Origin of the sequence: Kitasatospora sp. NPDC049285 (assembly GCF_040678815.1) — a bacterium.
Taxonomy (GTDB): domain Bacteria; phylum Actinomycetota; class Actinomycetes; order Streptomycetales; family Streptomycetaceae; genus Kitasatospora.
The window spans coordinates 1-17,292 of record NZ_JBFAQR010000028.1; the positions used below are offsets into that span (position 1 = coordinate 1).

The 17,292-nt window shown below is 70.6% G+C and carries 18 protein-coding genes and 1 tRNA gene; 9 read left to right on the forward strand and 10 right to left on the reverse strand.

The genetic code is table 11. From position 1 onward, the window contains the following. Nucleotides 1–151: 151 nt before the first annotated feature. The 4 genes from AB0K51_RS19230 to AB0K51_RS19245 form a co-directional block, all read right to left on the reverse strand. Nucleotides 152–1,270 carry an IS630 family transposase gene (locus tag AB0K51_RS19230; RefSeq protein WP_363456597.1) on the reverse strand — a complete coding sequence of 373 codons (1,119 nt, stop codon included), beginning with the start codon at nucleotides 1,268–1,270 and terminating at the stop codon, nucleotides 152–154. A gap of 559 nt (nucleotides 1,271–1,829) precedes the next feature. Next, nucleotides 1,830–3,368, reverse strand: coding sequence for a recombinase family protein (locus AB0K51_RS19235; protein ID WP_363456600.1), 1,539 nt, complete (start codon nucleotides 3,366–3,368; stop codon nucleotides 1,830–1,832). A gap of 33 nt (nucleotides 3,369–3,401) precedes the next feature. Continuing rightward, entirely contained in the window at nucleotides 3,402–3,533 is a 132-nt protein-coding gene (locus AB0K51_RS19240; protein WP_363456817.1) for a hypothetical protein, read from the reverse strand. A gap of 109 nt (nucleotides 3,534–3,642) precedes the next feature. Beyond that, nucleotides 3,643–3,888 (reverse strand): hypothetical protein, encoded by a 246-nt coding sequence (locus tag AB0K51_RS19245; RefSeq protein WP_363456602.1) that lies wholly within the window; start codon nucleotides 3,886–3,888, stop codon nucleotides 3,643–3,645. Nucleotides 3,889–4,031: 143 nt separating this feature from the next. On the opposite strand from AB0K51_RS19245, the gene AB0K51_RS19250 reads away from it, so the two are divergent. Beyond that, nucleotides 4,032–4,703: a hypothetical protein gene (locus tag AB0K51_RS19250; protein WP_363456605.1), complete on the forward strand. Its 672-nt coding sequence runs from the start codon at nucleotides 4,032–4,034 to the stop codon at nucleotides 4,701–4,703. Nucleotides 4,704–4,713: 10 nt separating this feature from the next. Here the strand turns inward: AB0K51_RS19250 and AB0K51_RS19255 are convergent, their stop codons facing one another. Beyond that, the gene (locus AB0K51_RS19255; protein WP_363456607.1) at nucleotides 4,714–5,370 is read right to left on the reverse strand and encodes a phosphotransferase; all 657 of its coding nucleotides are present in this window, start codon (nucleotides 5,368–5,370) and stop codon (nucleotides 4,714–4,716) included. A 101-nt stretch (nucleotides 5,371–5,471) separates the two neighbouring features. On the opposite strand from AB0K51_RS19255, the gene AB0K51_RS19260 reads away from it, so the two are divergent. The 3 genes from AB0K51_RS19260 (at nucleotide 5,472) to AB0K51_RS19270 (ending at nucleotide 7,361) form a co-directional block, all read left to right on the forward strand. Further along, the gene (locus AB0K51_RS19260) at nucleotides 5,472–6,263 is read left to right on the forward strand and encodes an aminoglycoside 3'-phosphotransferase (RefSeq protein WP_363456610.1); all 792 of its coding nucleotides are present in this window, start codon (nucleotides 5,472–5,474) and stop codon (nucleotides 6,261–6,263) included. 88 nt (nucleotides 6,264–6,351) lie between these two features. After that, entirely contained in the window at nucleotides 6,352–6,843 is a 492-nt protein-coding gene (locus tag AB0K51_RS19265; RefSeq protein ID WP_363456612.1) for an LURP-one-related family protein, read from the forward strand. Between the two features lie 95 nt (nucleotides 6,844–6,938). After that, nucleotides 6,939–7,361 (forward strand): DUF350 domain-containing protein, encoded by a 423-nt coding sequence (locus tag AB0K51_RS19270; RefSeq protein WP_363456614.1) that lies wholly within the window; start codon nucleotides 6,939–6,941, stop codon nucleotides 7,359–7,361. A gap of 16 nt (nucleotides 7,362–7,377) precedes the next feature. Here the strand turns inward: AB0K51_RS19270 and AB0K51_RS19275 are convergent, their stop codons facing one another. Together AB0K51_RS19275 and AB0K51_RS19280 are read right to left on the reverse strand one after the other, a co-directional pair. Continuing rightward, nucleotides 7,378–7,971 (reverse strand): GNAT family protein, encoded by a 594-nt coding sequence (locus AB0K51_RS19275; RefSeq protein WP_363456617.1) that lies wholly within the window; start codon nucleotides 7,969–7,971, stop codon nucleotides 7,378–7,380. A 129-nt stretch (nucleotides 7,972–8,100) separates the two neighbouring features. After that, on the reverse strand, nucleotides 8,101–9,384 hold the full coding sequence (locus AB0K51_RS19280; protein ID WP_363456620.1) for an adenylosuccinate synthase: 1,284 nt from the start codon (nucleotides 9,382–9,384) through the stop codon (nucleotides 8,101–8,103). 126 nt (nucleotides 9,385–9,510) lie between these two features. Between AB0K51_RS19280 and AB0K51_RS19285 the strand changes: the two genes are divergently transcribed. The 3 genes from AB0K51_RS19285 (at nucleotide 9,511) to purM (ending at nucleotide 13,215) form a co-directional block, all read left to right on the forward strand. Then, nucleotides 9,511–10,323, forward strand: a complete 813-nt coding sequence (locus AB0K51_RS19285; RefSeq protein WP_363456622.1) for a diacylglycerol kinase — start codon at nucleotides 9,511–9,513, stop codon at nucleotides 10,321–10,323. 162 nt (nucleotides 10,324–10,485) lie between these two features. After that, nucleotides 10,486–12,066, forward strand: coding sequence for an amidophosphoribosyltransferase (gene purF / locus AB0K51_RS19290; RefSeq protein WP_363456625.1), 1,581 nt, complete (start codon nucleotides 10,486–10,488; stop codon nucleotides 12,064–12,066). A 66-nt stretch (nucleotides 12,067–12,132) separates the two neighbouring features. After that, the gene (gene purM, locus AB0K51_RS19295) at nucleotides 12,133–13,215 is read left to right on the forward strand and encodes a phosphoribosylformylglycinamidine cyclo-ligase (protein ID WP_363456627.1); all 1,083 of its coding nucleotides are present in this window, start codon (nucleotides 12,133–12,135) and stop codon (nucleotides 13,213–13,215) included. Between the two features lie 125 nt (nucleotides 13,216–13,340). On the opposite strand, the gene AB0K51_RS19300 is transcribed toward purM, so the two are convergent. Together AB0K51_RS19300 and AB0K51_RS19305 are read right to left on the reverse strand one after the other, a co-directional pair. Continuing rightward, nucleotides 13,341–13,586, reverse strand: coding sequence for a DUF3073 domain-containing protein (locus AB0K51_RS19300; protein ID WP_363456629.1), 246 nt, complete (start codon nucleotides 13,584–13,586; stop codon nucleotides 13,341–13,343). A 371-nt stretch (nucleotides 13,587–13,957) separates the two neighbouring features. Continuing rightward, the gene (locus AB0K51_RS19305) at nucleotides 13,958–15,100 is read right to left on the reverse strand and encodes a Glu/Leu/Phe/Val dehydrogenase dimerization domain-containing protein (RefSeq protein ID WP_363456632.1); all 1,143 of its coding nucleotides are present in this window, start codon (nucleotides 15,098–15,100) and stop codon (nucleotides 13,958–13,960) included. A gap of 172 nt (nucleotides 15,101–15,272) precedes the next feature. On the opposite strand from AB0K51_RS19305, the gene AB0K51_RS19310 reads away from it, so the two are divergent. Then, a complete protein-coding gene (locus AB0K51_RS19310; protein ID WP_363456634.1) occupies nucleotides 15,273–16,175 on the forward strand; it encodes a hypothetical protein in 903 nt (300 codons plus the stop codon). Nucleotides 16,176–16,638: 463 nt separating this feature from the next. After that, entirely contained in the window at nucleotides 16,639–16,845 is a 207-nt protein-coding gene (bldC, locus tag AB0K51_RS19315) for a developmental transcriptional regulator BldC (RefSeq protein ID WP_030459248.1), read from the forward strand. A gap of 302 nt (nucleotides 16,846–17,147) precedes the next feature. On the opposite strand, the gene AB0K51_RS19320 is transcribed toward bldC, so the two are convergent. Further along, nucleotides 17,148–17,221 (reverse strand) — tRNA-Asp (locus AB0K51_RS19320). Nucleotides 17,222–17,292: the final 71 nt, after the last annotated feature.

The window sequence follows — 17,292 nt, forward strand, 5'->3', positions numbered from 1 at the left end:
CTCGCCGCTACCTGCCCGAGGCCAGCATGGAGAAGATCTACCCCGACAACCCCGGCCTCGACGAACTCCCGTCTACTTCATGACCGTTGGCGCACCACCACTACACCACCCCACGGGACACGACCCAGTGTTGCCGGTGCTGTTCGCCAGATCACGCGACTTTCGCCGGCCGTCCGCCCCAGCGGAGACCCTTCTCGCTGCGGATGCGCGCGCGTTCGCGGCGTTGGGCGGCCAGGACGTCGGGGTGGCGGGCGTTGGTGTTGCGCCAGTGCAGGTAGGCGTGCAGGGCCCGGGTCTGGACGGTGTGGTTGCGGTGGTTGGAGTTGGCGATCGTGAACTGCCGCAGCGGTCCGAAGTGAGCCTCGATGGGGTTGGCCCAGGACGCGTAGGTCGGGGTGAAGCACAGCTCGACACGGTTCTTCTTGGACCAGCGCCGGATCTGTTCGCCCTTGTGGGCGGAGAGGTTGTCCAGGATGACGTAGATCGGGGCGCCGTCCGGGCGAGCCGCGCGGATCGATCTGGGCGCGGCCAGGGTGTTCGCGGCGCCCTTCTTGCGGCGGTTGACGCCCCACAGGGTGTCGTCGCCGACGGAGTAGCAGCCGTGGAAGTAGCGGACGCCGTGGGTGCGGCGGTAGGTCGCGGGGTGCCGTTCGGGGTGACCTGCGGGCGCCCAGCCCGAGCCAGTGGTGGGGCGGATGCCGAGCGGTCCGAACTCGTCGAACGCGAACACGCGATCGGGGAAGCGGTCCAGGACATGATCGATACGGTCGAGCTTGGCGTCGCGCTCGGGGTCGGGCGACTCCTTCCAGGTCTTGGTGCGTTGGAAGGTGATGTTGCGTCGGGTGAGCAGCCGCCGTAACGCTTCGCGGCCGATGCGGATCACGCGCCCGTGAACCTTGCGCAGGTAGGCGGTGAGTTTGCGGATGGACCAACGGGTGAAGGGCTGGCCGAGCTTGGTCGGGCGGGTGGTGGCCGTCTGGACGACGAAATCCTCGTCGTCAGGACTGAGCAGGCGGGGACGGCCTCCCGCCCAGCGAGGGTCCAGGCAGGCCAAGCCGATCTCGTTGAACCGGTGGATCACGTCGCGGACGGTGTCCTCGTCGGCCTGCACCAGTTGGGCGATCACCGGGACCCGGTTCCCGCCGGCCGAGGCGAGCAGCATCATCGCGCGCCGGAACCGCACCGAACTGGTGCTGCCCCGGCGCACGATTTGCTGCAGCTTCTGCCCCTCCTGGTCGGTCAACCTGCGCACACGGACAGGCTCTGCCACCACACCCCCAACAGTCGGATCGACGAACGACACCGCACATCCAACCGCCGTGAACTCCGACCCGGCGAACCTATGTGGTCACGGCACTAGTGCGGCTTCATGGGGTTCGAGATCGCGGATCCAGGGAGGTCCGTCAAGGCGGCGGATCGACACCCGGGCCGGGTTGAACAAAGCAGCGAAACGGTAACGCGTAAGGGTCAAAACCGGCCGCGCCTACTACACGGCGGGGAGAGCCGGACGGGCCTTCACCGCTCGACCCCGCAAGCGCGCCCTCTCTGACCTGCGGAGAGTGGTGAAGTGGTGAAGTTGTATGTATTCCCGTAACACTATAAGAACTTCTATAGGGAATACGGGTTTCTTCTCCACTTCACCACTTCACCACCCGGCCCCTCGCGCTGTTCCGGGCGACCGGCCGCCTGCAATCCCCGATGTCGTGCTCGAATCGCTGTGCGGCCGTCTGCGGGCGCAAAAAGCCCCCGCTGGACCAAGTGGGCCAGGCGGGGGCGGGCGTCCAGGAGGCCTTCAGGGGCTTTCTTGCGGCCGTTGGATATTAGAGGTCCTAGAGATCTGCTGCGGTCATATCGGCCCATTCGATGACGCAGCGATCACGGCCCGCGAAACGCTTGCCCCGTTCGCCTCGGCTGACGGTCACGCGGTCGATGGCTAGCTTCAGCCTGTCGCGCTGTCCTGCGACGTTGTCGCCTCCCCATGCTGCCCGCAGAATCTCGCCGTCCAACAGTGGAGAGATGTCGACAGTCGGGGTCGGCATTCGAGCCAAGTCAGCGCGCAAGCCATCGATTCGGCCTCGCAGACGCCCGGCAAGGCGGTTGTACCGCTCGATCGCGTCAGCCCCGGTGAACTCGCCTCGCAGGTAGCGGGCGTCTTCGAGATCAGCCAGGCGGGCGCTCTCTTCGCTGATCTCTGCCTCTATCGCATCCCGCTTAGCGAACACCTCGGGGTCCTGTCGCTGAACCCATCGGGCTGCAATGGCGACCAGCAACGGGTCATCAGGCTCCAGGGCCGGAAGGCGGCTCAGGAACGAGTCGGTCACAAAGCCGTCGAGACTTTCCACCCGCGCTGTGACGCCCGAGCATCCTCGGCCCATGCGCTTGTTGGCGCAGACATAGGAGGTGCCCGACTGACTCATCGGTGACTCGCAGAGCGCGCAACGGGCAAGGCCGGTCAGGAGCGCGGTGCCTTGCTTGTGGCCGTGTCGTTTACCGGCGAGCGGGAACGTGCGGGACTCCAGTTGCCGAATGATCAGTTCGCGCTCACCAGGGGTGATGATGCCCGTGCCTATGCTGACGGTGTCCAGCGTCTCAGGATCGCGGTAGGGCACAACTCGACTGCTGTACTTGCGAGTTCCGTCCGCCGCTTCCGTGTACTCCGTCTGCGGCATGAGGCCAGCGAAAGCAGGGGATCGGAGAAGCTGCATGACGCTGGAGGAGCTCCACTTGCCGCCGCGCGGGGACTCAATCTCGTGCTCGTTGAGGAAGCGGGCGACGTGCACCAGCGCCTTGCCTGACAGCGCCTCATCGGCGATCAGCCGGGCGTATACGGCGGTCTCCGGGTCGTGCACCAGCTTCTTCGTCTCGGGATCCACCGCCAGGCCGTACGGCGGCTGACCGCCGATCCACTGGCCCCTCTGGCGAAGGAAGCGCTTGGCGCTGCTCACGCGAGTGCCGATGTTGCGGGACTCCGAGCGTGCCAGCTCAGCGAGCAGGGCAATCGTCACCCGGGCGCTGTCGTTGGCCGTGTCGAGACCATCCATCACGGAGACAAGCCGTCCGCCTGCGCGTCCGATGGCATCCAGCGCGGTGCCGACTTCGCCAATTCCCTTGCGGGACAGGCGATCCAGCTTCCAGACCAGCAGGACGCCGACGACGCCGGACGTGACAGCGGTAAGCGCTGCATCGAAGCCCTTGCGGCTCACGTCCTTGTACCCGCTGCGCCCCCGGTCGATGTGGACCTTGCGGACGGTCAGCCCGTTCCGCTCAGCCCAAGCTCGGCAGTCGGCCTCTTGGCGGTCGATCGCGGTCTTGCCGTCCCGGTCTAGCGAGAGGCGAAGGTACAGGTCACAGATCGTGTGGTGGTGCACGGGATGATTCTCCCCTGGAGTGCCTTTAATGGTTCAGGACATCCAGAAGTCCGCGATCACGATCTTGCCGCGGAAATCCACCAGCGACAGGTCCTTGCCCCCGGTGTTCAACCATCCGCCCTTACCCACCAGCTCGGGGGCCCGGACACGCGCACGAGAAGTCATGCCCCCATCCAACCTCATGGGGCGGCCGGAGCATTCCGCCGAGCTCGGTCCCAGGTGCCCCCTGCCGTCGGAGCTGACGCCGCACCGTCGCCGAGTACGGCCACCGCGCTCACGCGGTGGCCGCGCGGGCGGCGCTGGACAGCACGATCTCCTGGGCGACCGGGAGCGGGATGCCGGCCGGTGCGAAGAGGGCTCGGGTGATGGCGATCGCGGCGACGATGCTGGTCCCGCGCTCGGCGAGGAGAGCCTGGGTGGCCTCCATGCCCTCGGCGGCGAGGACGGGGCGGCACTCCTCGACCAGGGCGGTCCTCCGGGCGGCGGTCTCGGGCGGGAGGGTCGTGAGGTTCTCGAACACGGGGGTGCCCTTCTGTCCTGGTGTCAGCCGCATTGTGACGGATCATCAGGAGGTCGGCCGGGGGTTCGGGGAAGTGCGCCCGCGGGTGTGAGCCGTCATGGTCTTCCCCGCGCGCGGTCGGGCCGGGCAGAGTGCCGGGTGTGATGTCGCTGATCTTCGTTGCGCCGCTGGTGTGCTGGCTGCTGGCCGCGGGGCCCGGGCGGGTGCGGTGGGTGGTGGGGGCGCTGCTGGCGGGGTGTGCGGCGGTGCAGGTGGTGGCGGTGGGCGGATGGGCGTTGGCGGAGGTGCGGCTGACGGTGGTGCTGGTGGCGGGGATCGCGGTCGGACCGGTGGTGTTCTGCGGGCTGGTGGCCGGACGGCCGGGGGCCCATGCCGGGGCGCGGCGGCTGACCGGGACGGCGCTGGTGTCGCTCTGCGCGGTGCTGATGAGCACGTCGAGCGCGCTGATCGCCCTGCTGCTGCTGGCGGAGGGGCCGAAGGCGTGGGTGCCCTCGGCGGACGAACTGCCGGCGCTGCCCGCGGGACTGACCGTCGCGGCCGACCACGATCGCGGCTGCGGCGGCGGCTCCTCGACCTACTGCTCGCGCGACCTCGACATCCGCGGCGTGGCCGACGCGTCCCCCGACGAGACCGTCAGCAGGCTGCACGACCACCTGACCGCGTCCGGCTGGCGGCTGGCCCCGGACGACGACGGCGGGTGGTCCGGCTGCCGGGACGTCCGCCTGCTGCTCGACCGGGGCCGGCTCTGCCTGTCGCTGATAGGCACGCCAACCGGTGCCCGGGTGTCGCTGGAGACCGCCGACACCTGGTGGTAGCGGCCGCGGCTCAGCCGCAGTCGCGAATCAGCTCCAGCGCCTCGTCGAGGACGGCGATCTCGTCCGTCGTGAGGGTCGGGTTGGCGGCGCGCAGGGTGCGGGCCTCGGTGAGGTGGTGGTCGGTGAGCGGGGGGAGGCCGCGCAGCAGGGGGACCAGGAGGGGGCGGGCGAGGGCGGCGACCGCGGGCATGGAGAGGACGGCCTGGGCGAGGATGACGGCGGTCATCGCGTCGTCGAGGCCGGGCTCGCCCTCCGCCGCGGTGAACCAGTCGATGACGACCGGGCCGTGGGCGGTGAGCAGGACGTTCTCGGGGTGCAGGTCGAGGTGGAGCACCCGGTGCGCCGGGTCGGCGGCGGACCGCGGCGGGATCTCGTGCAGCCGGCGCAGCAGGGAGGCGAGCAGCGCGCCGGCGTCGCCCGGGCCGAGCGTCCCGGCGAACAGCGCGTCGGCCATGGTCGGGCCGCTGAGACGCTCCATCACCAGGTCGGCGGCGTGGTCGGCGGGCCAGACCGCGGGCACGGGGTAGCCGTGCTCGGCGACGTGGGCCATCACCTCGGCCTCGCCGCGCGCGTCCAGGCCGTCCCGGTAGCGGCGCAGCACCCGCCCGTCGGCCAGCGCGTACACGTCCGCGGTCCGGCCGGTGCCCAGCAGTTCGCCGATCTCCATTCGGCGAACCTACTGGCGGCGGAAGATCAGTGGAAGACCGGACTGATGAATGATCAGAAAAGCAATCGCGCAGGTGCAGTGCGGCGCGCGACAATGCGCGGATGTTCGCCTACGTACCCGAGCCGGACACCCAGGCGCCGCCGCGCGTCACCGCACTCGCCGCGGGCCGCCCGGTCGCCGCGGTCTGGCGCAACGAACTCGGCGGCGTGACCTACCGGTTGGGCGAAGGACCGGGCCGCCGGTTCGCCAAGTGGGCCCCGGCCGGCAGCGGCGCCGACCTCGCCGCCGAGGCCGAACGGCTGCGCTGGGCCCGGCCCTTCACCGCCGTCCCCGAGGTGCTCGAGCAGGGCGCGGACCAGGACGGCAGCTGGCTGCTCACCGCCGGGCTGCCCGGCGAGAGCGCGGTGGCCGAGCGGTTCCGGCGCGACCCGGCGACCGCGGTGCGCGCGATCGGCGAGGGCCTGCGCGCCTTCCACGAGGCGCTCCCCGCCGCGCACTGCCCCTACGACTGGTCGGCCGAGCGCCGCGTCGCCCGCGCCGCCGAACTGCGCCGCGACCCCGCCGACTGGCACCCGGACCTGCGCCACCTCGGCACGGTCGAGCACGCGCTGGCCCGGCTCGCCGACGTCCCGCCGCCCGACCACCCGCCGGTGGTCTGCCACGGCGACGCCTGCGCCCCGAACACCCTGGTCGCGGCGGACGGCCGCCCGGGCGGCCACGTCGACCTGGGCGCGCTCGGGGTCGCCGACCGCTGGGCGGACCTGGCGGTCGCCTCGTGGAGCACGGTGTGGAACTACGGCCCCGGCTGGGAGCGTCCCCTGCTGGAGGCGTACGGGGTCGAGGAGGACCACGAACGCCTGGCGTACTACCGCCTGTTGTGGGACCTGACGTAGTGCCGACCGCGAGGCCCGGGCGCGCCGGTGGCACCATGGCGGTGACCGTTTGACGGTGAGTCGGCACGGATGCGAGGGAGTCGCGGCAATGGGTCGGAAGTTCGTGGTCAGGGAGAAGCTGTTCTCGATCGGGGACGACTACTGGATCGAGGACGCCGACGGGGAGAAGGCGTACCTGGTCGACGGCAAGGTGCTGCGCATCCGCGACACCTTCGAGCTGCAGGACGTCGAGGGCAACAAGGTCGCCACCATCCGGGAGAAGGTGCTGACCGTCCGCGACGCGATGAAGATCGAGAACGCCGACGGCGACGTGGTCGCGACCGTCCGCAAGAAGCTGTTCACGCCGTTCCACGACAAGTACCACGTGGAGCTGGAGGCCGGCGGCGAGTTCGAGGTGCACGGCGACCTGATCGACAAGGAGTACACCGTCAACTCCGACGGGCACCGGATCGCCGAGATCTCCCGCAAGTGGTTCGCGATCCGAGACACCTTCGGTGTGGAGATCGAGGACGGCGCCGACGTCCCGCTGGTGCTGGCGATCGCGGTCTGCCTGGACCGCCTGGTCGAGCACAACGACTGAGCCACGGCCGCCTCGCCGCCCGCCCCGGTGCGCTATGTTGCCGATCCGCAGCGCGAGCTGCGGGCGAACGGCACGGACACCGAAGGGGCGGGCGGATGAGCGACATCCTGGACCAGCTGGGCAGGGCGGCGGCGTACGGCGCGGTCGGGCTGGTCCTGCTGCTGCTCGGCGTCTGGCTGGTCGACCTGCTGACGCCCGGCAAGCTCGGCCGGCAGATCTGGGTGGAGCGCAACCGCAACGCCTCGGTGGTGCTCAGCTCCGCGCTGCTGTCGATCGGCGCGATCGTCTTCACCGCGGTGATCTCCACCTACCAGGAGTTCGGCAAGGGCCTGGCGGCGGCCGGGGTCTTCGGCCTGTTCGGGCTGGTGCTGATGGCCGTCTCGTTCTGGGCGATCGACCTGTTCACCCCGGGCCGGCTCGGCGAGGTGCTGGTCGACCCGGAGCCGCACCCGGCGGTCTGGGTCACCGCCTCCACCAACCTCGCCGTCGCGGCGATCGTCTCCGCCGCCATCTACTGACCGGCCGCCGGCCGGGTCAGCCCGCCGCCAGCCGCTCGCTCAGCCGGGTCTTCGCGGCGGGCCACTCGGCGGCCAGCATCGAGAAGTACACGGTGTCCCGCCAGCTGCCGTCCGGCCGCCGCCTGGCGCGCCGGAAGGTGCCCTCGTAGGACGCCCCGAGCCGGCGGATCGCGTTCTGCGAGCGCTCGTTGAGGTGGTCGGTCTTCCAGCTCACCCGGCCCATGGCGAGCTCCTCGAAGGCGTGCTCCAGCAGCAGCAGCTTCGACTCGGTGTTCACCGCCGAGCGCCACAGCGAGCGCCGGTACCAGGTGCCGCCGATCTCCACCTGCTCGTCCGCCGCACTGGCGTCGAAGTAGCAGGTCACCCCGATCGCCCGGTCCTCCACCCGCGAGACCACCGCGAACGGGGTGCAGCTGCGGTCGGCGAGCCGCGCGTCGATCACCTCGGCCATCTCGTCGAGGGTGCGCGGCAGCGGCACCGGCACCCAGCGCCACACCTCCTCGTCCCCGCCGCCGGCCTCGAACAGGTCGGGCACGTGCGCACGGGTCAGCGGCTCCAGCCGGACGTGGCGGCCGGTCAGGACAATGGGGGCGGGAAGCTTCGCGGTCATGCGCCCCACCGTAGGGCGGTCATTGCACTAGGCGCAAGCGATATCTGCACTAGTGCAAACATTCGCGGGCATGGAAAAGGCCCGGCGCCGCCGGAGTGAACCAGCGGCGCCGGGCCTCTCCCCGACCTTCTACAGGAAGGAGTTGACCTGGATCGTCTCGGTCCGGCCGGGGCCGACGCCGATCGCCGAGATCGGGGCGCCCGACATCTCCTCCAGCGCCTTCACGTACGCCTGCGCGTTCTTCGGCAGCTCCTCGAAGGTCTTCGCCTTCGAGATGTCCTCGCTCCAGCCCGGCAGGTTCTCGTAGATCGGCTTCGCGTGGTGGAAGTCCGACTGGTTGTACGGGAGCTCCTCGACCCGGCGGCCGTCGATCTCGTACGCCACGCAGACCGGGATCTGCTCCCAGCCGGTCAGCACGTCCAGCTTGGTCAGGAAGAAGTCGGTCAGGCCGTTGACCCGGGTCGCGTAGCGCGCGATCACCGCGTCGAACCAGCCGCAGCGCCGGTCGCGGCCGGTGGTGACGCCGCGCTCGCCGCCGATCCGGCGCAGCGCGTCGCCGTCGGCGTCCAGCAGCTCGGTCGGGAACGGGCCCGAGCCGACGCGGGTGGTGTAGGCCTTGAGGATGCCGATCACCCGGTCGATCTTGGTCGGGCCGATGCCCGAGCCGGTGCAGGCGCCGCCCGAGGTCGGGTTGGACGAGGTGACGAACGGGTACGTCCCGTGGTCCACGTCCAGCAGCGTGCCCTGGCCGCCCTCGAGCAGCACGACCTTGCCGGCCTTCAGCGCCTCGTCCAGCACCAGCGTGGTGTCCGCCAGGTACGGCTTGACCTTGTCGGCGTAGCCCAGGTACTCCTCGAGCACCAGCTCGGCCGGGATCGCACGGCGGTTGTACAGCTTGACCAGGATCTGGTTCTTGTCGTGCAGCGCCGCCTCGATCTTCTGGCGCAGGATCGACTCGTCGAACAGGTCCTGGACCCGGATGCCCACGCGGTTGATCTTGTCCGCGTAGGTCGGGCCGATGCCGCGACCGGTGGTGCCGATCCGGCGCTTGCCGAGGAAGCGCTCGGTGACCTTGTCCAGCGTCCGGTGGTACGGGGTGATCAGGTGCGCGTTGCCCGAGATCAGCAGCTTGGAGGTGTCGATCCCGCGCTCGTCCAACCCCTTCAGCTCGGCGAGCAGCACGCCCGGGTCGATCACCACGCCGTTACCGATCACCGGTACGACGTTCGGGCTGAGGATGCCGGAAGGCAGCAGGTGCAGGGCATACTTCTGGTCGCCGATGACCACCGTGTGACCGGCGTTGTTGCCGCCCTGGTAGCGGACGACGTAGTCGACGGAGCCGCCGAGGAGGTCCGTGGCCTTCCCCTTGCCCTCGTCTCCCCACTGGGCGCCCACGAGCACGAGTGCCGGCACAGGCGTACACCCCTTCCGGTTGGGGCATCCTGCGTAGACCGCAGTCTGGCCCGAGATAGACGAAGCCCCTGGCGCAATAGCGCAAGGGGCTCTTGCACCGAGAGATTACCTGAGGAAGGACCGGTCGTGTCGTCGCTGTCCACGCCCGTATCCCGTCCCCCGGACGCGCACAGCCCCGGGCCGCTGCTGCTGTTGCTGGACCCGGCGGCCAAGGAGGCGGACGGCGAGTCGGTGCGGATCGCCAAGGACGTGCTCTGCGCGGGGGCCGACGCGAAGGTCGCGCTGCCCGAGAGCCCGGCCGAACTCGACCGGGTGCTGGCGCACCGCGGACGGCGCCGCGCGGTGGTGATCGGATCCGACCTCGCGCTCCAGCGGGTGCTGCAGGCCCTGCACCGGCAACGAGAGTTGGCGGACGATCCGGTCGGCGTGGTCCCCGTCGGCGGCCCGCTCGCCACCGCCGCCACCCGCTCCCTGGGCGTCCCCGCCGAACCGGTCGCCGCGGCCCGCGCGGTGCTCGGCGGCAGCGCCCGCGTCCATGACCTGCTGCTGGACGACGAGGGCGGCGTGGTGCTCGCCGAGGTCCGTTTCAACGGCCCGCGGCAGGGCCGAACGGGTGGCTGGCGTTCGCTATGGGCGAAACTGGCTGCGGCCGAGCAGGCGAGCCCCACCTGTGCGGAGGAACTGCGCATCGAGGTCGACGGCCGGCTGCTGGCCGACGTCCACCAGAGCGTGCGCGAACTGCGGGTCGCCATGGTCGACGGCGCGCTCGAACTCGCCCTCGACCTGGACGGCCGCCCGCAGCGCCACCGGGCCGGCCGGCTCACCGTGGTGGGCAGCGGCTTCGGCTACGAGGCGGACGGCTGCCCGGTCGGGCCGGTCCGCCGGCGCACCTGGACGGTCGGCGCGGGGGCCTGGCGGCTGCTGCTGCCCGCCGGGTGAGCAGGCTCACGTTCCGGCCGGCCGTCCACTGTGCGAAGCCCTGATGACAAGGGCGCGAACCGGGTCGCCGGTTGTGCGAAAACCTGGTAAGGGGCGCACTCTACGCGCGTACGCCGAGGCTGCCATCAGGCCTTTCCCCCCACCTGCCCTAGACTCGAAGACGTGCCACGTGGTGACGGACGACTCAACCACGATCTTCTTCCCGGCGAGAAAGGCCCCCAGGACGCTTGCGGCGTCTTCGGTGTCTGGGCTCCCGGCGAGGAGGTCGCAAAGCTCACGTACTTCGGCCTCTATGCCCTGCAGCACCGCGGACAGGAATCCGCGGGCATCGCAGTGAGCAACGGGTCCCAGATTCTGGTCTTCAAGGACATGGGACTCGTCTCCCAGGTCTTCGACGAGACCTCGCTGGGATCCCTGCACGGGCATATCGCCGTCGGACATGCCCGCTACTCGACCACCGGGTCCTCGGTCTGGGAGAACGCCCAGCCGACCTTCCGGGCGACCGTGCACGGTTCGCTGGCCCTCGGGCACAACGGAAACCTGGTCAACACCGCCGAACTGGCGGCGATGGTCGCCGAACTGCCCGGCGAGGAGCACGTCTCCCGCTCCGGGCGGACCGCGGCGACCAACGACACCGACCTGCTGACCGCCCTGCTGGCCGGCCACCCGGACCTCACCATCGAGGAGACGGCCCGGAAGGTCCTGCCGGACGTCAAGGGCGCCTTCTCGCTGGTCTTCATGGACGAGCACACGCTCTACGCCGCCCGCGACCCGCAGGGCATCCGCCCGCTGGTGCTCGGCCGGATCGAGCGCGGCTGGGTGGTCGCCTCCGAGACCTCGGCCCTCGACATCGTCGGCGCCAGCTTCATCCGCGAGGTGGAGCCCGGCGAGCTGATCGCCATCGACGAGAACGGCATGCGCACCTCGCGCTTCGCCGAGGCCAAGCCCAAGGGCTGCGTCTTCGAGTACGTCTACCTGGCCCGCCCGGACACCACCATCGCCGGCCGCAACGTGCACCTCTCCCGCGTGGAGATGGGCCGCAAGCTGGCCGCCGAGGCCCCGGCCGACGCCGACCTGGTGATAGCGACCCCGGAGTCCGGCACCCCCGCCGCGATCGGCTACGCGGAGGCCAGCGGCATCCCGTTCGGCGCCGGCCTGGTGAAGAACGCCTACGTCGGGCGCACCTTCATCCAGCCCAACCAGACCATCCGCCAGCTCGGCATCCGGCTCAAGCTCAACCCGCTCAAGGAAGTCATCCGGGGCAAGCGCCTGGTGGTCGTGGACGACTCGATCGTCCGCGGCAACACCCAGCGCGCGCTGGTCCGGATGCTGCGCGAGGCGGGCGCCGCCGAGGTGCACATCCGGATCTCCTCGCCGCCGGTGAAGTGGCCGTGCTTCTTCGGCATCGACTTCGCCACCCGCGCCGAGCTGATCGCCAACGGCCTCTCGGTCGAGGAGATCGGCCGCTCGCTGGGCGCCGACTCGCTCGCCTACATCTCCATCGACGGGATGATCGAGGCCACCAAGCAGCCCAAGGACAAGCTCTGCCGGGCCTGCTTCGACGGCGAGTACCCGATGGAGCTGCCCGACCCGGCACTCCTCGGCAAGCTGCTGCTGGAGGCGGAGATCGCCGGCGGCCAGGCCAAGCCGGCCGTCCGCGGCGGCAAGCAGACCAGCGACCTCGACGGCGTGCAGTCGCTCCTGGGTGGCGCGGGCGCGGCGGACGCGCTGCGACGCCCGTAAACGTGCGAGCCGCCCCCGGCTGAGGCCGGGGGCGGCGGTACCACCACTTCGAAAGGGCCACACCAGGTGACCAGCAACGAGACCGGGGCGACCTACGCCGCCGCGGGTGTCGACATCGAGGCCGGCGACCGCGCCGTCGAGCTGATGAAGCAGTGGGTGAAGAAGGCCGACCGCCCCGAGGTGGTCGGCGGCCTCGGCGGCTTCGCCGGGCTGTTCGACGCCTCCGCCTTCAAGCGCTACGAGCGCCCGCTGCTGGCCACCGCCACCGACGGCGTCGGCACCAAGGTCGCCATCGCGCAGGCCATGGACAAGCACGACACCATCGGCCACGACCTGGTCGGCATGGTCGTCGACGACCTCGTGGTGTGCGGCGCCGAGCCGCTCTTCATGACCGACTACATCTGCGTCGGCAAGGTCGTCCCGGAGCGGGTCGCCGCCATCGTCAAGGGCATCGCCGAGGGCTGCACGCTGGCCGGCTGCGCGCTGGTCGGCGGCGAGACCGCCGAGCACCCCGGCCTGCTCGGCCCGGACGAGTACGACGTCGCGGGCGCCGGCACCGGCGTGGTGGAGGCCGACGCGCTGCTCGGCGCCGACCGGGTCCGGGCCGGCGACGTGGTGATCGCGATGGCCGCCTCCGGCCTGCACTCCAACGGCTACTCGCTGGTGCGCCACGTGCTGCTGAACCAGGCCGGCTGGAGCCTCGACCGCCAGGTCGAGGAGTTCGGCCGCACCCTCGGCGAGGAGCTGCTGGAGCCGACCCGGATCTACACCCTGGACTGCCTGGCGCTGACCCGGGCCACCGAGATCCACGCCTTCTCGCACGTCACCGGCGGCGGCCTGGCCGCCAACCTGGCCCGGGTCATCCCGGACCACCTGCACGCCCGCCTCGACCGCGGCACCTGGAGCCCGCTGCCGGTCTTCCGGACCGTCGCCAAGGTCGGCGCGATGCAGACCCTGGAGATCGAGAAGACCCTCAACATGGGCGTCGGCATGGTCGCCGTCGTCCCGCCGGAGTCGGTCGACGTGGTCCTCGCCATCCTGGAGGACCGCGACGTCGAGGCCTGGCTGCTGGGCGACATCGTGGACCGCACCGACGAGCACGACGGCGGCGCCGCGCTGTACAACGACTACGAGGGCTTCACCCGCTGACACCCCGACGCGACGGCCCCGCTCCGGCGGGGCCTTTCGCGTCCCGGGCGGACACCCGGCCGCGGGCACGCCGAAGACCGGCCCGGCGCTCACGGGGAGCACCGGACCGGTCCGGTCGAAGAACGTTACGCCCGACGCCGCGAGGGACCGCTGTCCGCGTCCTCGTCGTCGTCCTCGTCGTCGTACAGATCCGCGTACGCCGCGTAGGGGTCGTCCTCGTCGTCGTCGTCCTCGATCGGCTCCGGCTCGATCGCGGTGGACGGAGATACGCCCAGCTCGTGAGACAGACGGTTTGCGTCGAACCCGCCGCTGTTGTACTTCAGCTCGCGGGCGACCTTCGTCTGCTTGGCCTTGGCCCGGCCGCGCCCCATGGGTCGACCCCCTCAACGGTGGGGCTCACGGCCCCGAGTCTGACACGTGTTGATGATCAGGTCCGGTCTGCCCGAAGTGGGAAACCGTCCCTTGGAGCATTAACGGTACCTGCTTCCGCCGCCGGACGGTACGTCGCCGGTGTGACGTGGCGCGCACCGCAGCCCCCCCGGACCGGATTCATCCTGGTCACAGGGGATTTTCGGGGCGTTCGCAGGCCGTCCGGAGCTTTGCCGGTCCCGTTGTTCCTACCGAGATTATCCCCCGAAGGGGGGCCCGGTATCGCCCGATCGAGGGACGGACTGAGAATCCGGTTCCACATCGTGATGCGCGGGGCCGGCGACGCCGACCCCGCGTGTCCGGACGGTCGCGGTCAGCCGCGGCGGGCGGCCGGCAGCAGCACCGAGCGCAGCGCGCTGATCTCCCGCATGCGCTTCTCGGCGAGCCGGTCGGCGGCCACCGCCGGGGGGACGCCGTCGGCGGTGGCCCGGGTGAAGATCTCCAGGGTGGTGTCGAAGATCCTGGTGGCCTTGTTCTTTGCCCGCTCGAAGTTGAAGCCCTCGATCTCGTCGGCGACCTGGATGACGCCGCCGGAGTTCACCAGGTAGTCCGGCGCGTAGAGGATGCCGCGGTCGGCCAGGTCCTTCTCCACGCCGGCGTGGGCGAGCTGGTTGTTGGCCGCGCCGCAGACGATCGAGGTGCCGGTCGCGCCGAGCGCCGCCACCGAGTCGTCGGTGAGCGCGCCGCCGAGCGCGCAGGGGGCGTAGACGTCCAGGTCCGCGCCGAGCAGCGCCGCGGTGTCGGCGACCACCTCGACCTCGGGGTGGGCGGCCCGGACCCGGTTCACGGCGGCCTCGGAGACGTCGGTGACGACCACGGTGGCGCCGTCCGCGACCAGGTGGCCGACCAGGTAGTGGCCGACCTTGCCGACGCCGGCCACGCCGACCCGCTTGCCGCGCAGGGTGGGCTGGCCCCAGCGGGCCTGCGCGGAGGCGCGCATGCCCTGGAAGACGCCGAAGGCGGTGAGGATGGACGAGTCGCCGGCGCCGCCGTTCTCCGGGGAGCGGCCGGTCACGAACTCGGTCTCGCGCGCCACCACGTCCATGTCCTGCACGTAGGTGCCCACGTCGCAGGCGGTGATGTAGCGGCCGCGCAGCGACTGCACGAAGCGGCCGTAGGCGCGCAGCATCGCCTCGTTCTTGTCGCGGTTCGGGTCGCCGATGATGACGGCCTTGCCGCCGCCGAGGTCGAGCCCGGCGAGGGCGTTCTTGTAGCTCATCCCGCGGGAGAGGTTGAGCGCGTCCTGCAGCGCCTCGTCCTCGCTCCCGTACGGGAAGAAGCGGGTGCCGCCGAGGGCCGGGCCCAGGGCGGTGGAGTGGATGGCGATGATCGCCTTGAGGCCTGAGGTGCGGTCGTGGCAGAGCACGACCTGCTCGTGCCCTTCGCCGTCCTGGCCGGTGCCGAAGACTCGGCCCAGCACGCCTTGTGCGGGGTGCGTGGTGTGTACGTCGGTCACTGTGGTGACTCCAGCAATGATGGCCCGCGGCGGTGGTTGCGGGCGCCTGGTCGAAGCCTAGCCCCGGGGCCGCCGCCGGATCTGCCCCCTGACGGTCCCTGAGGCATAACGACAAGGGGCACCCTCGCGACACCCCTGACGCGCGCCCGGGGTGCATGCGAACATGCGGAACGTGACCGCTCCGCGCACTTCGGTGCTCCCGCCCTACTCCGCGCAGCTGCGGGTCTACGAACCGCTGGCCGCCTACCCCGAACCCGACCGGGCCCGCTGGCAGGCGTACGCCGCCGCGCACGGCCCCGACGCCGAGGGCCCGTCCCGGCCGGTGACCGGCGCGGCGCTCGCCGAGCAGCGCGGCGCGCTGGCCGACCTGGCCGCCCTGACGCCCCGTCCGCTGCCGGAGAAGGAGGACGAGCGGGCCTACGTGCGGGTGCTGGACGGGGTGACCTACGTCTGCCCCTGGACCACCCGGCTGCGGTCCTGGCTGGCCCTGCAGGAGCTGCGCCAGACGCTGCCCGCGCACCTGGTGGACACCGTGCTGCCGCCCGCGCTGCGGGACGTCTCGGAGACCGACCGCGGGGAGTGGCAGAGCCGCCACCCCGACGCCCGGCCGTGGATCCTCTCCAGCCGCTGGGAGGTGCCGCTGCGCTGGTTCCTGCCGTTCGGCGAGGAGGACCGCTGCCACCTGCCGGCCGGGGAGCTCGGCTCCGCGGGCGAGGGCGAACGGCCGGAGCCCCCGGCGCTGTTCTACCTGACGCCGATGGTGCAGGCCCGCCGCCGGGTGGCCCGGGCCTACCGGGTGCTGCGGGAGCGGGTGCCGCGCGGGGCGCTGGTGCAGGGCGCGGAGGAGATCGGGCGCTGGCTGGAGGAGTTCCACCCGCGCTCGCTGGTGGAACTCGACTACGGCGGCCTGGTGCACCTGCTGGGCCCGGGCCGGCTGGCCGAGGAGCACTCGGTGGGTGAACTGGCGGGTGGATTGGGCGCCCTGCGGGCCGGGGACACCGACGAGGCGGTCCGGGTCTACGAGGAGCTGACGGGGCGCTGGCGGAAGGTGCTGGCGCTGCGGTACGCGTCCTGAGGTGCTGACGGCGGATCAGAAAAAGAAGCTGGCCGAATGTCAGTGCGACAGGAGAGGATGGTCCATACCATTGAGACGGTTTCCGGGACCATGGTCCCGGACCGGGTCAATACCCACGGAACGTGACACTACTCACCGTTGACGCGAACTCAGACCTATGTGCCAAAATGGGACAACCAGCCCAAGCTCTCTCAGGCGTGCCGCACCGTGACCGGACGTCACCACGGCGTGACTGTCCGCTATGGGGTGGTCCATGGCCTTCCGTCGCTCTTGAACCCGTGAGGGGTCAATTTTGGCGGTTTGGCCGATGGGGCTGGACGGATGGTGTAGTTGTAGACACCAGGACAAGCCGTTCGTCCTATAACCGACTCGGCCTGGCCGTGCCATTTCGGGCATCGCGGGCCAAGGTGCAGAATTTGAAGGATAGAACCGCCCTGGTTCGGTTCTCCCGAGGAGGCCGCTCATGACCGCTCGTACCCCCGACGCCGAGCCTCTGCTGACGCCGGCAGAGGTCGCCACCATGTTCCGCGTGGACCCCAAGACGGTGACCCGCTGGGCCAAGGCGGGCAAGCTCACGTCCATCCGGACCCTCGGCGGCCACCGCCGCTACCGCGAGGCAGAGGTGCGCGCCCTGCTGGCGGGCATCCCGGCACAGCGCACCGAGGTCTGACGCCGGGCGCACAGGCATTCCGAAGGGCCGCCTCCCCGACTCCGCCGGGTCGGGGGTGCGGCCCTTCGGCATGCCCGGGGTCCGGAACTGGGGATTCCCATTGAGGCTGCTGGGAGAGGGGGGGATTAGCGATAAAGCCAGTACAATTTTACATATTAAATCAGGGCAGTTCAGGGGGGTGCCCCGGAAGTCGATTCCCGGAGGGCGTCCAGTGACGGTGATCACAGCGGCGTTATCTTGTGACCCGGCGCCGGAATGCGATAAGGCCCGGAACCTGACGGTTCCGGGCCTCTCGTTTACTGCGATCCCGACGGGACTTGAACCCGCGACCTCCACCTTGACAGGGTGGCGAGCTAACCAACTGCTCCACGGGACCAGTGATCTGATCCTTGCCCGCCTGCTCTCGCCTGCGAACAAGACAGATCGTACTGCATGCCGAGCCCCCAG

What these genes read in the sequence shown, in the direction of transcription:
- AB0K51_RS19240 (WP_363456817.1), bottom strand. Translation starts at nt 3,533, where the DNA reads ATGACTTCTCGTGCGCGTGTCCGGGCCCCCGAGCTGGTGGGTAAGGGC.
- AB0K51_RS19250 (WP_363456605.1), top strand. Translation starts at nt 4,032, where the DNA reads ATGTCGCTGATCTTCGTTGCGCCGCTGGTGTGCTGGCTGCTGGCCGCG.
- AB0K51_RS19255 (WP_363456607.1), bottom strand. Translation starts at nt 5,370, where the DNA reads ATGGAGATCGGCGAACTGCTGGGCACCGGCCGGACCGCGGACGTGTAC.
- AB0K51_RS19260 (WP_363456610.1), top strand. Translation starts at nt 5,472, where the DNA reads ATGTTCGCCTACGTACCCGAGCCGGACACCCAGGCGCCGCCGCGCGTC.
- AB0K51_RS19265 (WP_363456612.1), top strand. Translation starts at nt 6,352, where the DNA reads ATGGGTCGGAAGTTCGTGGTCAGGGAGAAGCTGTTCTCGATCGGGGAC.
- AB0K51_RS19270 (WP_363456614.1), top strand. Translation starts at nt 6,939, where the DNA reads ATGAGCGACATCCTGGACCAGCTGGGCAGGGCGGCGGCGTACGGCGCG.
- AB0K51_RS19275 (WP_363456617.1), bottom strand. Translation starts at nt 7,971, where the DNA reads ATGACCGCGAAGCTTCCCGCCCCCATTGTCCTGACCGGCCGCCACGTC.
- AB0K51_RS19300 (WP_363456629.1), bottom strand. Translation starts at nt 13,586, where the DNA reads ATGGGGCGCGGCCGGGCCAAGGCCAAGCAGACGAAGGTCGCCCGCGAG.
- bldC (WP_030459248.1), top strand. Translation starts at nt 16,639, where the DNA reads ATGACCGCTCGTACCCCCGACGCCGAGCCTCTGCTGACGCCGGCAGAG.